Origin of the sequence: Microbacterium sp. EF45047 (assembly GCF_028472845.1) — a bacterium.
Classification (GTDB): Bacteria; Actinomycetota; Actinomycetes; order Actinomycetales; family Microbacteriaceae; genus Microbacterium; species Microbacterium neungamense.
Window position 1 is genome coordinate 2,472,432 of record NZ_CP069429.1, and the last position, 13,576, is coordinate 2,486,007.

Sequence of the window (13,576 nt, forward strand, 5' to 3'; positions counted from 1 at the left end):
GCCCCATCTGTCACACCCTTCCCCGCTCAGGCGGCGCGCGTCCCCCGGGCAGGCGGCGCCCCGGCCCCTCCCGGTCGGGAGGCGCCCCCGCCCCTCCCGGGCGGGAGGAGTTCTCACGTTCGGGAGGACGAATCACCGGGAATCCTCCGCCCGAGTGAGAGAACTCCTCCCGACGCGGTGCGCGAGAGCAGGCCGCGCGGACCGCTCGGGCGGGTGATGAGGGATGCCAGCGGGCCCGGAGGCGGCGGATGTCAGCGGGCCCGGAGGCGGCGGATGTCAGCGGGCGAGGTGGAGGCGCTGGGCGATGGCGGCCATGATCACGGCCTGCACGGCGGGCCAGTCGTCGAACAGCTGGGCGTAGCTGATCCGGATCACGTGGTACCCGTGCAGCTTCAGCAGCGCGTCGTGCGTGATGTCGCTGCTGCGCTGGGCACCCACGTGATGGCCGCCGTCGATCTGCACGACCAGGCGCTCGCCGATCAGGCAGTCGACGGGCCGACCCAGAACCCATGCCTGGGGAAGGACCGGGATGCCGAGCCAGCGCAGCCTGCTGAGGAAGATCGTCTCGGTGCCGGCATCCGCGAACGGCTGGGCGTCACGGAGCATCCGTCTCGCATCCGGCGGCAGCGGCGCCCGATCGAGCACGCCCGGATCGACGGCTCCCTTCCGAAGCGCCGACTCCCACACCGCCAGCGCCTCCTCATACGGACGGCAGCGGGCGACGAGGACCAACGCGTTCTCTATCGCGTCCTCGCAGGAATCGGGGTCGCGCGGGAAGAGCGGAGCACTCCAGTGGATGACGCCGCGCGTCACTCGTGCATGCCCGGAGTGCGGAGGCGCGGCGACGTGCGGCTCGCAGGCGTCGAGCACCCACAGTCCGCGCCGCGCGGCGAGGGTCACGCAGCTGAGCACCACGCCGCGCTTCACGGCAGTGACGAGCATCGGATCCGCGCCCGGCAGCGCCACCCAGCCGCGGCGGACGACGATCAACGCCCCGGCCTCACGGGCGCGCCGGAAGGAGTGGGCGCTGACGCCGCGCCGCCGGAGGGTCTGCACACGGGCGATGCCGCCCGCTCGCCGCAGTGCATCGATCGGATCCATGCGGCGATCCTGCGGCACCGGCGAGCGGCCCGAACCGCCGGAACCCGGCCGCTGTGGACAGTCCGCTCCGGCATCCGTTCCGTGCAGGACGAGCGCAAGGGGCGGGGCGGATGCCGGGGCATGCAGAAGGGCGGGGATCCGAAGATCCCCGCCCCTACCCTTCGACGCGCTCAGGGTCCCTTCGACGCGCTCAGGGTGCGATGCTCACCAGCTCGACTTGGTCACGCCGGGCAGCTCGCCGCGGTGCGCCATGTCACGGAAGCGGACACGCGAGATGCCGAACTTCGTGAGGACACCGCGCGGGCGGCCGTCGATGACGTCGCGCGAACGCAGGCGCACCGGCGAGGCGTTGCGCGGCAGCTTCTGCAGGCCGACGCGAGCGGCCTCGCGCTGCTCGTCGGTCGCGTTCGGGTCGACCAGGGTCTTCTTCAGCTCGGCGCGACGCTCGGCGTAACGGGCGACGACAGCCTCGCGCTGCTTGTTGCGGGCGATCTTGCTCTTCTTCGCCATGATTAACGCTCCTCGCGGAATTCGACGTGCTTGCGGACGACCGGGTCGTACTTCTTCAGCACGAGACGGTCCGGGGTGTTGCGGCGGTTCTTCTTGGTCACGTAGGTGTAACCGGTGCCCGCCGTCGAGCGCAGCTTGATGATCGGACGAACGTCCTGAGCCTTCTTCGCCATCAGAGCTTCACACCCTTCGCAAGCAGATCCTTCACGACGTTGTCGATGCCGCGGACGTCGATCACCTTCATGCCCTTGGCGGACACGTTGAGGGTGACCTTACGACCGAGGGTCGGCACGTAGTAGGTCTTCTTCTGCACGTTCGGGTCGAAGCGGCGCTTCGTCCGGCGGTGCGAGTGCGAGATGTTGTGACCGAAGCCGGGAACAGCACCGGTCACCTGGCACACTGCTGCCATGTCGGTGACTCCTTCACTACCGTGAGGCCGGACGGCCCCACCCAAGATCCCTTGTCTGCCCCTTCGACAGGCTCAGGGACCGGCATCGGGCCGATCGAGCATGAAGGAGGGACGAACTGCGCACCAGGAGAGTGCGCAGACGAAGAGCAATCCTAGCACGGATCACTTCTCGGCCCCTGCCACCATCCCCTTGATGAAGTAGCGCTGCAGCAGGAGGTAGACCACCAGCACCGGCAGCACGGAGAGGAGGGATGCCGCGGCCGCGGCCCCGAGGTCGCTGGACGAGGTCGCGAAGAACGTCCCGATCGCCGGTGCGATGGTGCGCATCTCGGGGCTGCGCATGAGATAGACGCTGATGGCGTACTCGTTCCACACCGCCACACCGGTGAGGATCACCACGGTCGCGGTAACCGGCTTGAGCATCGGGAACACGATGCGGAACAGCAGCTGCACCGCATTCGCCCCGTCGACGGATGCCGCCTCCTCGATCGACAGCGGCAGGCCGCGCATGAACGAGGCGTACAGGAAGATCGCCAGCGGCAACTGCATCGCCACCATCACCAGGATGGTGCCCCAGAACGTGTTCACCGCCTTCAACTGGTTCATCATCGAGTACAGCGGCACGAGGATGGACAGCGGCGGCACCATGATCAGCCCGACGATGCCGGCGAAGACGAGCCGGTTCCCCCGCGTGGGGCGGCGCGCCAGCGGGTAGGCGGCGAGCGCCCCGAGCAGGCACACCAGCACGGTTGTGCTCCCGGTCACGATCGCGCTGTTCCCGATCGCGCGCAGGATGTGCCCCTCCTCGACAGCGGTGGCGAAGTTCTGCCAGTGCCACGCCCCGATCGGGAACGCCCACTGCGAGGACAGGTCGCTGCGCGCCTTCAGCGCCGAGGTCACCGTGATGTAGAACGGCAGCAGCTGCAGCAGCACGGCCAGGAGCACGCCTCCGCCGATGGCGAGCCGCGCGCCCCAGGAGGCGGATGCCCGGGGCGCGCTCACAGCAGCTCCAGGCGCCGGCGGTTCAGCACGGTGTTCAGCACGAGGGTGAACACCGCGATCATCAGGAACAGCACGACGCCCATCGCGGAGGCGTAGCCGGCGCTCTGGTTGTCGAAGTACATCTTCGCGATCAGAGTCGACACCGAATTCGTCGCGTACCCCGGCCCGCCGCCGGTGAGCACCTGGATGACGTCGAACAGCTTCAGGCCGCCGATGAGGTTGAGCACGATGCTGGTCGCGAAAGCCGGCTGCAGCATCGGCACGGTGATGCGCAGGAAGGACTGGATGCTGCTCGCGCCGTCGATCCGCGCGGCTTCGAAGTACATCGTCGGGATGGACTGCAGCCCGGCCAGGTAGATCACCATCGAGACGCCGACGAACTGCAGCGAGTTGACCGCGACGATGAGCGCGATGGCCGTGCCGACCTCGCTGAGCCAGGCGGTGCGCTGCCCGCCGAGGGCGATCACGAGGTCGTTCAGCCCGCCGGAGTTGTACGCGAAGAACAGGTAGTACATCGTGCCCATCACCACCGGCGAGACGAGCACGGGCAGGTAGATGATCGCGCGGGCGAGGTTGCGCCCGCGCACCGCGCGGTCCAGCGCGAGCGCGAGCGCGAGGCCGATCACCTGCTGCACGAGCGTCGACCCGAAGCCGTAGATGAAGGTGTTGCCGAGGGCGGTGCGGAAGTTCGGGTCCTCGAACAGCCGCAGGTAGTTCGCCGCGCCGACCAGGTCGCGCGCCGCGCTGTACCCGTTCCAGTCGGTCAGCGACAGCAGCACGCCGTTCAGGAGCGGCCACAGCATGAACAGGCCGAGCACGGCGAGCGCGGGCAGGTAGAGCAGGTTCAGCCCCCGACCAGCGAAACGGGGGACCGCCCCCCTGGTCCCCCGTTCGCCCTTCGGCACCGTCACCGCGGTGGTCGCCGTCATTGCAGCGAGTCGAAACTCGACTTCATCTGCGCGACTGCATCCGCCGGGGTCATCTGGCCCGTGATGACGCCATCCGTGGTCGACACCATGGTGTCCCAGATCCCGTTGGGCAGGTACACGCGATCGAAGTACGGCTTCAGAGGCACCTCCCCCGGTGCGACGAAGGTCTCGTAGCTCTCGGTCAGCACGCCCAGGTCGCTCTCGGCGTTCGTCAGGCCGGGGATGCCGCCGATGGACGCGGCCAGCACCCCGAGGTTCTCCGGCTCGGCGAGGAAGGCGAGGTAGTCGAGGGCCTGCTCCTTGTCCGGCGAGTCCTTCGCGACCCCGTACGCGCGGCCCTCGCCGCCGACCAGGAACGGCTGCCCGGTCTGCGACGGGATGGGCATGTACGCGATGCGCGCAACCGGGTTGAACTCCAGCGCGGTGGCGACGAGGTAGTTCTGCACGAAGATGAACGCCGTCTTCCCCTCCGCGAGCGACCGCCCGAGGTCGTCCATGGTCGCGGACGAGTAGTCCGGGTTGAAGTACCCGTTCTGCCGCCAGGTGTCGATCATCTCCATGATCCGGGTGTACCCGGCCTCGTCGAAGGTGCCGTCCTTGAACCCTTCGAACGCCTCCTCGCTGAAGTCACCCGAGCCGATGAAGTCGGTGATGTTGCCGGCGAACCAGCTGTCCTTGCCGGAGGAGGAGATCGGGATGACCCCGGCATCCTTCAGCTTCTGCAGGGCCGCTCCGAACGCGTCCCAGTCGGTGAGGGACGCCGGGTCGATGCCCGCGGACTCCAGCACCTCGGCGTTGTAGACGATGCCCGCCACGTCGGTCTCGATCGGCAGGGCGTAGAACCGGCCGTCCTCGTCCTTCATGGCCGGTGCGAGCGCCTCGTTGAAGTTCTCCGCCCAGGGCTGGCCGTCCAGCGGCTCGAGGAACTCCGCGTAGCGCAGCAGCGACCACCCGTGCGTGGCCCAGATGTCCGGCACGTCGCCCGAGGCGAGGCGCACCTTGACGTCGGCCTCGTAGGTGTCGGTGGAGGGCACCAGGTCGATGGCCACCCCGGGGTGCTCCTCGAGGTACCGGTCGGTGATCTCCTGCAGCACGTCGAGGGACGGATCGGTCGAGCCGAAGTTCGTCTGCACCTCGAGCGAGACCTCGTCGCCGCCGGAACCTCCCCCCGTGCAGGCGGTGAGCGCCAGTCCGGTGACGGAGATCAGCGCCAGGGCGGCGACGGGATGCTTCATGATGCGTACCTCTCGTCCTTCGACTTCATTGTCCTCGACATCCGGAGATGCGGCGACGCTCGGTTCGTGATATGTTACCCGCGTAGATCGCTGGGGGAAAAGATCCCGGAACCTTTTCGAGGGGGGCTAGGTTCCGGGATCACCCGCCTTGTTGACACCGGTAGACCTCGGTGGAAGACTTCCACGCATGGCGTTCACACTGGGGATGGTCGGCGCAGGCCAGTTCGCCGGTCAGTTCGCCACACTCTTCCATCATCATCCGGGTGTCTCCGCCGTGCACGTCACGGACGTCATCCGCTCCCGCGCCGACGACCTCGTCGCCAGCGCCGGGCTGGCCGGCACCTTCGACAGCTTCGAGGACATGCTGGCCTCGCCGATCGACGCCGTCGCGATCTTCACCCAGCGGTGGACGCACGGCCCGCTCGTGGTGCAGGCGCTGCGCGCCGGGAAGCACGTGTACTCGGCGGTGCCGATGGCGGTGTCGGCGGAGGAGATCGCAGCGATCATCGAGGCGGTGCGGGAGACCGGGCTGACCTACATGATGGGCGAGACCAGCTACTACAACCCGGCCACGGTGTTCGCCCGCGCCAAGCTCGCCGAGGGCGCGTTCGGGCGCCTCTTCTACGGCGAAGGCGACTACGTCCACGACATGGATCTCGGCTTCTACGAGGCATATCAGTATTCCGGTGGCGAGGACTGGCGGTCGACCGCGAGCTACCCGCCGCTGCTGTACCCGACGCACTCGATCGGCGGGGTGCTCGGCGCCTGGCCTACCCACGCCACCGCGGTGTCGGCGATCGGCGTGGTCGACGAGCGCGGCGACGGCGTCTTCGACCGCGACGTCAGCCAGTTCGACAACGACTTCTCCAACGCCACCGCCCTGTTCGAGCTGGCCGGCGGCGGCTCGATGCGGATCAACGAGTTCCGCCGCGTCGGCTACCCCACGCACCTGCGCGAATCGCGGTTCCGCTGGTTCGGCACGGAGGGCTCGTTCGAGCAGCTCGCCCGCACCACGGTGTGGCAGACCAGGGAGGGGGTGGAGGACATCTCGCACCTGATCGACACCCACGCCTCGGCATCCGTCGACGACCCGTCGCTCGCGCACGTGGCACCCGCGCTGCGCGAGGCGTTCGTGTCCGGCTACGCCGCGATCCACGACCGCGAGCGCATCCCCGAGGAGCTGCGCCGCCTGCCGAACGGGCACGAGGGCAGCCACCACTTCCTCGTCGACGACTTCGTGCGCGCGGTCACCGACGGCACTCTGCCGCCCGTGAACGCCTGGCAGGCGGCCCGCTTCACGCTCCCCGGCGTGATCGCGCACGAGTCCGCGCGCCGCGGCGGGGAGCGGCTGCGCATCCCGGACATGGGGGACGCGGATGCCGGGTGAGCGCCGAGCGCGCTCGGTGACGCGCGCGGACGTGGCCCGCTACGCGGGCGTGAGCACCGCCGTCGTCAGCTACGTGCTCAATGACGGCCCGAAGCCGGTCGCACCGCTCACCCGGGAGCGGGTGCTCGACGCGGTGCGCGTGCTCGGGTACCGGCCGAATGCGGCCGCGCGGGCGCTGTCGATGGGATCGGCCGACATGTTCGGCCTGCTCGTGCACGACAACCGGAACCCGTTCTTCGCCGAGCTCTGCCACGCCCTGGACAAGGCGAGCGCCGACCAGGGCCGGTCGCTGCTGATCGTGAACTCCGACCGCGACCAGGCCGACCCGGGCGAGCAGATCCGCGAGCTCGCCGCGCGTCAGGTGGACGCGCTCCTGATCGCCACCGTGCTCACCGCCGGGGAGCAGGCGCTCGTGGCGTCGCTGAACATTCCGACGGTGATGATCGGGCAGTTCGGCGAGACCGAGGGGCTCGCCGGGGTCGGCGTGGACTTCTGCCGGGGCGCGCGCGAGGTCGTCGAGCATCTGATCGGGCACGGCTACCAGGACATCGCGTTCGTCGGCAGCGCCGCCCGCTACGACGAGCGCGAGCGCGGCTGGTCGGAGGCGCTGTCGGCCGCGCGCCTGCCGCTGGGCCCGCTCATCCACACTCCGTTCACGTACCAGGGCGGCTACGAGGCCGGCGTGCGGCTCGCGAACGCCGAGCGGATGCCGCGGGGCGTGCTGGCCGCATCCGATCAGATCGCGATCGGGATGCTCACCGCGCTGCACGAGCACGGCGTGCGGGTGCCGGAGGACATCGCAGTGGCCTCCTTCGACGGCACCGTCCCCGCCGACTTCGTCTGGCCGCGGCTCACCACCGCCGTGCAGCCGCTCGCCGAGATGGCGGAGACGGCGATCGCAGCGCTGGTGAACCCGGACCCGGAGCGGCGCTTCCACGAGCTGACCACGCGCCTGCGGGTGCGGGAGTCCTGCGGCTGCACCTCGGCATCCGGGAGCTGACACCGGGCCGTGTGCGGGGTGCGCGCGTGCGCGCCGGCCTCCGCGCCGCGGGCCCGGCTCAGCCGGCGGATGCCGCGGCGGCCGCCCCACGGCCCCAGCGGAACGGCGAGACCGTCGGGTCGCCCGGGATCCAGAACCGCCATGGGAACGCCTGGGTGCCGGCGTGGCCGGCGACGCCGACCCGCGGGCCGGTCGCGACATCGGGGAGCGGGTCGCCGAGCCACAGCTCCGCCGTCGCGCCGTGCAGCGGCATGCCCGTGACGGCGTCGATGCCGTCGTGGCGCGGATGCCGCAGCCCCGACACCTGGCCGAGCCGGCCGGGCCCGCGGGCGAGGTCGCGGCCGGTGCGGCCGGAGCGGGCCGCCGCGGCATCCGTCCCGCCGACGACTTCGGCGGCGCGCAGCAGCACCCCGCCGGCGACCCCGTCCGGGGCGCAGACCACGTTGACGCAGGAGTGGATGCCGTGGCTGAGATAGATGTACAGGTGCCCCGGCTCGCCCCACATGGTGGCGTTGCGGGCGGTACGGCCCATGCGGGCGTGCGAGCCGGGGTCGGGCTGATCGCCGGTGCCGCGGCCGTGATAGGCCTCCACCTCGGTGAGCCGCAGCCGCACCTGGGCGCCGTCGACGACGGTGCGCAGCTCGCCGCCGAGGAGCCGCGGGGCGACCTCGAGCGGCAGGCCGAGGAGGTCGTCGCGGCCGGCGCGACGCAGGGTCGCGCTCACGGGCGCGGCGCCACCCGGCACCACGAGATGTCGAAGCCGTTCAGCGTCGGCAGCTCCTGCTCCCCGGCCAGGTCGATCAGCCGGGTGTGCAGGGTCGTCGGCAGCGGGAGCAGCAGGTCGTCGTAGGGGTTGGTCGGCAGGTCGGGCGCGACGACGACGCCGGCGTACTGGCCGCTCGGCGAGGCGCACGCCTGCAGGATGGCATCCGTCCCGCTCACCTCGGCGATCGGCGCGGCGCGGCCGTCGGCGTCGACCCGGATCACCGCCTGCCCCGTGGGCATGCCGCTGTCGTCGCGCTGCACGACGTGACGCAGCGTGCCGCCCGGGTAGGGGACGATCGTGGTGGGGCGGCCGTAGTCGGGGTCGGTCGGGGCGAGCGGCTGCTCACTGCCGTCGAGGAGGTTCAGCTCGACGAGCGAGGCATCCGTGCGCTCCACGATCGCGGTGTAGGTGCCGCGGCTGATGCCGAGGATGCTCGCGGCGAGGCCGAGCGGCTTGACGCCCTCGTCCGAGGTCGGGTCCTCGACGGCGAGGGCGCCGTCGAAGTCGATGAACAGGAGGGAGGACGAGTCGGGCACGAACTCCCAGTCGGCGACGCTGGCCTCCGCGCCGCCGACCTCGACGATGCGCGGGGCGCCGGTGCCGCTGAGCGGCTGGGTGACGAGGATGCTGGCGCGGCCGGAGGTGTCGGTGAGCTCGCGGTCGGAGTAGCTGTAGCCGACGAGGCCGCCGCGGTCGGAGACCTGCACCGAGGAGACGTGGCCCTCCCCGGGCAGCTCCAGCTCGCGCTGGCCGGATCCGTCGCGGTCCATCACCAGCAGCCGGGAGCCGTCCTCCTCCTCGACCGCGACCACGAGAGCGTCGGGGGTGCTGCGGAAGTCGCTGATCCGCGGGTGCGCGAACACCGGCACGCCCTTCTCGCCGGTGAGGTCGGTGCTGAAGATGCGGTCCTCGCCGTCCGCGGAGCGCTGCAGCAGGAAGATCTGCGCGGCCGGGGTGCGGAAGCTCGTGGCGAGGTCGGCGGCCGGGCCGCCGCCGGCGGCGGTGACGTCGGAGACCCGCACGGTGTAGTCGGTGGCGTCGTCGAGCGGGGCGGTGAAGCGGATGCCGATGCTGCGCCCGGCCGCGTCGACGGTGAAGGGGGCGGCGGGCTCGACGGTGACCTGCTCGGGATCGACCTCGGCGAGCGCCTGGTTCGCGGTGAGGATGACCCGGCTGCCGGAGGTCTCGATCGCCTCGGCGGGTGAGGCCTGGACGTCGCTCAGCCGCGGTCCCTGCACCAGGCTGACGACGCCCAGCACCCCGACCACGAGGGCGAGGATGCCGAGGACGGCGAGGAGCGTCAGCGGGAAGCGGCGGCTCGCCCCACGAGACGAAACGCTCCGACCGGCGGAACGCGTTTCGTCTCGCTCCGCTACGCGGTGCTCGCTCAACGACCGGGATGGGACGGCGTCCTGCTCGCCGGAAGGTGCGGACGCTGAGCCCGTCGAAGCGTCCGCCGCGGGGCGGGGATCCGCCGCGGGGGGCGTTTCGTCTCGCTCGCCTTCGGCGTGCTCGCTCAACGACCGGGAGCCGTCGGCGTGCTCAGTCGACGACTGGGAAGCACGGAGGGCGCGGAGCTGGGCGCGGGTGAGGGGCCGGTCGCCGTCAGTACTCATACGGGTCCTTCGGCTCGTCGACCTTCGTCACCGAGGCCGGCTCGATCCGCAGGGTGCCGTCCCCGTCGGCGCGCACGGTGCCGGTGACCTCGATCCAGTCGCCGGTCGCGAGGCTGCCGGCGTCCTCCGGCTCGGCGAGCGGGACGGATGCGGGCTGCGCGTCGATCACGCAGTGGGTGATCACCATGCGCGTGAGGTTCAGGCCCCCGGCATCCGACGGCGTGACGAAACCGGTGAGCGTCACGGTCGAGCCGTCGTACGCCTCCGGCCGCGTGGCCGTGGCGAACACGCTCGACCACTCGCCCACCCCGAACGTGGTGGTGTCGGCGATCCCGAGCGAGACGTCGTCGGCGCCGGCGAACAGGGTCGTGCGCTCCCCCGCGCGGGACATCGCGAGCTCGGCCGACAGCGACGCCGGCGGCAGCACCAGGGCCGCCAGCACGGTGCCGGTCGCGATGACCCCGCCGCTGATGACCGCCGCGGTCGCGAGGGTGCGGCGGGCGCCGGCATCCGTCCCGTGCTCGTGCGCGTGATCGTGCGCGTGGTGCTCCTCGGCGCCCAGCGGCAGCGTGCACGACCACACCGCGACGCCGAGCGTGACCACGGCCGCGGCGCACGCGAACCAGACCGTCTCCGGGCTGATGTAGAGCGTCAGCCGCCCGGTGACGCCGAGGACGATGGTCACCACGGCGATGACGGCGGCGAGGCCGACGCCGAGCCAGCGGTTCAGGAGGGCGCGGTTGCGCTCGGAGAGGCGCTCAGACAAGGACGTTCACCCCGATCCCGATGGCGCAGGCGGCGAGCACGACGACGCCGACGATCCCCGCCAGCACCCGGCCGGTGAAGGTGGTGCGCAGCAGGGCGAGCATCTTCACGTCGACGAGGGGTCCGACCAGCAGGAACGCGATGATCGCCCCGGCGGAGAAGGTGGAGGCGAACGACAGCGCGAAGAACGCGTCCACGTTGGAGCAGATCGCCACGGTCATCGCGAGGGCGACCATGGCGACGATGGACAGCACCGGGTTCGCCCCGATCGCGAGCAGCACGTCGCGGGGCACCAGCACCTGCACCGCGCCGGCCAGCGCCGAGCCGATCACCAGCGCCGGCATCACGGCGCGCAGCTCGACGAGGAACTGGGTCAGGCTGCGGTGCACCGGGCTGCCGGGCTCATGCGTGACGAGCTCGCAGGTGTCCACGAACCGTGCGGTCAGCATCGCCTGCGGGTCCGGATGCCGGCTGTAGATCCACCCGATGAGGTTGGCGATCGCGTAACCGCCGAGGAGGCGCGCGACCAGGATGCCGCCGTCCCAGCCGAACGCGGCGTGGGTGGTGAGGATCACGATCGGGTTCACGATCGGCGCGGCGATGAGGAAGGTGAGCGCGTCGGACGGACCGAGACCGCGCATCATCAGGCCGCGGGCGAACGGCACGTTGCCGCACTCGCAGACCGGGACGACCATGCCGAGCGCGGACAGCACGGCCCGGCGGCCCCAGGGATTCCAGGGAAGCCAGCGCTGCAGGGCATCCGCCGGCAGCCACACCTGCACCACGATCGACAGCACGACGCCCAGGATCACCCAGGGCAGCGCCTCGATGAGGACGCTGAGCGTGAGCGTGAGCCCGTCCTGCATCCGCGTCGGCAGGCCGGCCGGGAACAGCGCGGGCGCGAACACGTCGATGAGGAGCAGCACGGCCAGGATGCCCAGGCCGATGCCCGCGCCCGCCCAGGGCGAGACGCGCCGCGGCGGCCGGGTCGCCGGGCGAGCCGGAACGGCGGTGTGCGTCACTCGCCCGCCCCGCCGTCGCGCACGCGTGCCGCTGAGCACGAGGCGCACAGGCCGAAGATGTCGACGACGTGCTCGGCGTCGCGGAAGCCGTGCTGCGACGCGGTGCGCTGCGCCCACTGCTCGACGTCCTTCGCCTCGATCTCGACCGTCAGCCCGCAGGAGCGGCAGATCACGTGGTGGTGATGACCCTGCGTGGTGCAGGCGCGGTAGAGCGCCTCGCCCTCCGGGCTCTGCAGCGAGTCGGCGTCGCCGGATGCCGCGAGCCCGGCGAGCGCACGGTAGACCGTGGCCAGCCCGATGCCGGTGTTTGCCTCGCGCAGGGTCGCATGCAGGGCCTGCGCGCTCACGAACCCGCGCGCGTCCGCGAGCGCGTCACGCACTCGTTCGCGCTGCCAGGTGTTCCGCTGAGCCATACAGCCGAGTCTAGGCGGCGCCGCTCCGCCCCGGCTGGGAGCTCCACCCGCCGGAGGCGTCAGGGCGTCGGTTCCAGGACCCCGTCGGGCTCCGCGGCCGCCTCGGATGCCGGGGCATCCGTTTCCTCGGCCGACGGCGCGGCATCATCCGTCCCCGATGCCCCGAGCAGCACACCCTCCGGGCGGATGAGCTCGCGCACCTCGGCCATGAAGCTGGTGAGCTGCTGCTGCTGCCAGCGCAGCTGACGGGTGCGGTCCTCCGCATCGCGCAGCACGCCGGTCGCGTGCGCGGTGACCGTCTCGACGATCTTCTGCGCCTTGACCCGGGCGCGGTCGAGGATCTCGCGCGCCTTCACCTGGGCGTCCGCCTCGATCGCCTGCGCCTGCGAGCGCATCAGCCGCTCGTAGTCCTCCGCCTTCGCGGAGATCCGCTGGGCGTGCTCGAGGGAGGCCTGCACCTGCTCGTTGGCGTCCGCGGTGATCCGCTCGGCGTGCGCGACGGCCTGGTTGTGCAGCACCAGGAACTCCTGCTGCGCGTCGTCCTGCCGGCGGGTCAGCGTCTCCTCGAACTCGAGCACGCGGGCGTTCATCTCGCGCACCTCGCGCTCGGCGGCGGCGCGCAGGTCGGTGGTCTCGCGCGTGACCATCGCGCGCAGCGCGGCGGCGCCCTTCTCGGCCTCGGTGCGGATCGTCGCCGCCTCCTGCTCGGCCTGCGCCACCTTCTCGGCGGCGTGCGCCGCCTCGCGCTCGATGCGCGCCTGATGGGCGGTGTACTCCGTCTCGATCTTCAGGCGCACCTGGTCGGCGTCGTGCTGGGCCTGCGCGGTGATGCGCGCGACGTCCGCATCCAGCTCGGCGCGCTTGGCCTCGGCCTCCTCGCGGGCGGCCTGCAGCAGCCGCTCGGCCTGGGTGGCGGCGTTGTGGATGAGCACGCTGGCCTGTTCTTCTGCGACGCGCAGCACGGCCTCGAACTGGGCCCGGCTCTGCGGCTCGTCACCGCTCGCGCCACGCGTGCCCTCGGCCAGTTCGGATGCCAGGGTGCTCACCTGCTGCGCGGCATCCTCGGCCTGCGCCCTCGCCGCAGCGAGCTCCTCCTCGAGCCGGGCGACGCGCTCCTCGCTGTCGGCCCGGAGCGTCTGCAACTCGGTCTCGGACTCGGCGCGCACCCGGTCCAGCTCGGCGCGGTGCCGCTCCTCCACGGATGCCAGATCGGCGGTCACCCGGCGCAGCTGGTCGCGGAGCGTGGCGATCGCGGCATCCACCTCCGCCTTGTCGTACCCGCGGAACGCCTGCGTGAACGAGGAGTGCTCCTTGGGCGCCGTCGTCAGCAGCTGATCGAAGAAGTCGCCGTTCTGGGCGTCATCGGACTCGTGCGTCTCGCTCACCTGTCGTGCCTTTCTGAAGTCGCCTGCCCCCCGGCA

The 13,576-nt window shown here is 71.3% G+C and carries 15 protein-coding genes; 2 read left to right on the top strand and 13 right to left on the bottom strand.

Translation table 11 applies throughout. From position 1 onward, the window contains the following. Positions 1 to 276: 276 nt before the first annotated feature. The 7 genes from JRG78_RS12120 to JRG78_RS12150 all read right to left on the bottom strand — a co-directional run bounded on the left by JRG78_RS12120 (position 277) and on the right by JRG78_RS12150 (position 5,186). Entirely contained in the window at positions 277 to 1,101 is an 825-nt protein-coding gene (locus JRG78_RS12120) for a type IV toxin-antitoxin system AbiEi family antitoxin domain-containing protein (RefSeq protein ID WP_259606901.1), read from the bottom strand. A gap of 204 nt (positions 1,102 to 1,305) precedes the next feature. Beyond that, the gene (gene rpsN, locus JRG78_RS12125) at positions 1,306 to 1,611 is read right to left on the bottom strand and encodes a 30S ribosomal protein S14 (protein ID WP_259606902.1); all 306 of its coding nucleotides are present in this window, start codon (positions 1,609 to 1,611) and stop codon (positions 1,306 to 1,308) included. A gap of 2 nt (positions 1,612 to 1,613) precedes the next feature. Then, positions 1,614 to 1,784 carry a 50S ribosomal protein L33 gene (gene rpmG, locus JRG78_RS12130; RefSeq protein WP_046014935.1) on the bottom strand — a complete coding sequence of 57 codons (171 nt, stop codon included), beginning with the start codon at positions 1,782 to 1,784 and terminating at the stop codon, positions 1,614 to 1,616. Further along, positions 1,784 to 2,020 (bottom strand): 50S ribosomal protein L28, encoded by a 237-nt coding sequence (gene rpmB / locus JRG78_RS12135; protein ID WP_259606903.1) that lies wholly within the window; start codon positions 2,018 to 2,020, stop codon positions 1,784 to 1,786. Before rpmB ends, rpmG begins: the two co-directional genes overlap by 1 nt. A 162-nt stretch (positions 2,021 to 2,182) precedes the next feature. Further along, positions 2,183 to 3,022 carry a carbohydrate ABC transporter permease gene (locus tag JRG78_RS12140; RefSeq protein ID WP_259606904.1) on the bottom strand — a complete coding sequence of 280 codons (840 nt, stop codon included), beginning with the start codon at positions 3,020 to 3,022 and terminating at the stop codon, positions 2,183 to 2,185. Next, the gene (locus JRG78_RS12145; RefSeq protein ID WP_259606905.1) at positions 3,019 to 3,951 is read right to left on the bottom strand and encodes a carbohydrate ABC transporter permease; all 933 of its coding nucleotides are present in this window, start codon (positions 3,949 to 3,951) and stop codon (positions 3,019 to 3,021) included. The genes JRG78_RS12140 and JRG78_RS12145 overlap by 4 nt, the downstream gene beginning before the upstream one ends. Next, positions 3,948 to 5,186, bottom strand: coding sequence for an ABC transporter substrate-binding protein (locus JRG78_RS12150; protein WP_259606906.1), 1,239 nt, complete (start codon positions 5,184 to 5,186; stop codon positions 3,948 to 3,950). Before JRG78_RS12150 ends, JRG78_RS12145 begins: the two co-directional genes overlap by 4 nt. Before the next feature lie 187 nt (positions 5,187 to 5,373). Here JRG78_RS12150 and JRG78_RS12155 point away from each other — a divergent pair, with 187 nt between their 5' ends. Further along, positions 5,374 to 6,573: a Gfo/Idh/MocA family protein gene (locus JRG78_RS12155; RefSeq protein WP_259606907.1), complete on the top strand. Its 1,200-nt coding sequence runs from the start codon at positions 5,374 to 5,376 to the stop codon at positions 6,571 to 6,573. A 31-nt stretch (positions 6,574 to 6,604) separates the two neighbouring features. Next, a complete protein-coding gene (locus JRG78_RS12160) occupies positions 6,605 to 7,573 on the top strand; it encodes a LacI family DNA-binding transcriptional regulator (protein WP_272653428.1) in 969 nt (322 codons plus the stop codon). A gap of 58 nt (positions 7,574 to 7,631) precedes the next feature. Here the strand turns inward: JRG78_RS12160 and JRG78_RS12165 are convergent, their stop codons facing one another. The 6 genes from JRG78_RS12165 to JRG78_RS12190 form a co-directional block, all read right to left on the bottom strand. Continuing rightward, complete coding sequence (locus JRG78_RS12165) at positions 7,632 to 8,297, bottom strand: DNA-3-methyladenine glycosylase (protein WP_259606909.1); 666 nt, start codon at positions 8,295 to 8,297, stop codon at positions 7,632 to 7,634. After that, on the bottom strand, positions 8,294 to 9,730 hold the full coding sequence (locus JRG78_RS12170) for an Ig-like domain-containing protein (RefSeq protein ID WP_259606910.1): 1,437 nt from the start codon (positions 9,728 to 9,730) through the stop codon (positions 8,294 to 8,296). The genes JRG78_RS12165 and JRG78_RS12170 overlap by 4 nt, the downstream gene beginning before the upstream one ends. Before the next feature lie 214 nt (positions 9,731 to 9,944). Then, positions 9,945 to 10,721 (bottom strand): TIGR03943 family putative permease subunit, encoded by a 777-nt coding sequence (locus JRG78_RS12175; protein ID WP_259606911.1) that lies wholly within the window; start codon positions 10,719 to 10,721, stop codon positions 9,945 to 9,947. After that, positions 10,714 to 11,742 carry a permease gene (locus tag JRG78_RS12180; protein ID WP_259606912.1) on the bottom strand — a complete coding sequence of 343 codons (1,029 nt, stop codon included), beginning with the start codon at positions 11,740 to 11,742 and terminating at the stop codon, positions 10,714 to 10,716. Before JRG78_RS12180 ends, JRG78_RS12175 begins: the two co-directional genes overlap by 8 nt. Next, positions 11,739 to 12,155, bottom strand: a complete 417-nt coding sequence (locus JRG78_RS12185) for a Fur family transcriptional regulator (protein WP_259606913.1) — start codon at positions 12,153 to 12,155, stop codon at positions 11,739 to 11,741. Before JRG78_RS12185 ends, JRG78_RS12180 begins: the two co-directional genes overlap by 4 nt. Positions 12,156 to 12,214: 59 nt before the next feature. Continuing rightward, a complete protein-coding gene (locus JRG78_RS12190; protein WP_259606914.1) occupies positions 12,215 to 13,540 on the bottom strand; it encodes a DivIVA domain-containing protein in 1,326 nt (441 codons plus the stop codon). Positions 13,541 to 13,576: the final 36 nt, after the last annotated feature.